The organism is Streptomyces sp. rh34 (assembly GCF_002551245.1).
Classification (GTDB): Bacteria; Actinomycetota; Actinomycetes; order Streptomycetales; family Streptomycetaceae; genus Streptomyces.
The window spans coordinates 1-557 of record NZ_NTGZ01000591.1 but is presented as its reverse complement, the minus strand read 5'-3'; the positions used below and the strand labels follow the sequence as shown (position 1 = coordinate 557).

1 pseudogene is annotated in these 557 nt (G+C 74.5%); it reads right to left on the bottom strand.

The features are described 5' to 3' along the window. Positions 1–195: 195 nt before the first annotated feature. Positions 196–557 (bottom strand): annotated as a pseudogene (locus CR470_RS38370) (DNA-directed RNA polymerase sigma-70 factor); the annotation flags it as partial.

Here is a 557-nt window from a genome sequence, read left to right as displayed (position 1 = left end):
GGCCCGGAACGGCTGGTCCCGCAGCTCCGGTGATCAGCTCCAGCGGTCAGCTCCGGTGATCCGTCAGCCGGGCGGCAGGCGCGTACGCGAACGGCGCGGGCCCGCACCCTGTATCACCGGGGTGCGGGCCCGCGCCGTTCGCGTACGCGCCTGCCGCCCGGCTGACGGATCACCGGAGCTGACCGCTGGAGCTGATCACCGGAGCTGCGGGACCAGCCGTTCCGGGCCGTGCGCCGGCTGCTCGCGCAGCGTCTTCTGGAGCTCCAGGTCCTGCGCGGTGAGCTTCTGCGGACCACTGCGGGGCGGTACGCCCCCGACCCGCTCGCCGGGGGAGATCGGTTGCTCGTAGTGGGTGGGCGCGGTGTGCAGGGTCAGTCCGGTCACGGCGATCAGGAGCGCGACGCCCGCGATGGCGGCCCGGGTCCACAGCCGGGCCCTGTCCTCGCTGCCGGTGCGCACGGTCCGGGCCGGCCGCGGTACGGGGACGTGCTCGGCGCGCGCGAGGCCGCCGAGCCGGTCGTGCAGCAGGGCCGACTGCCTGTCTCTTATACACATCT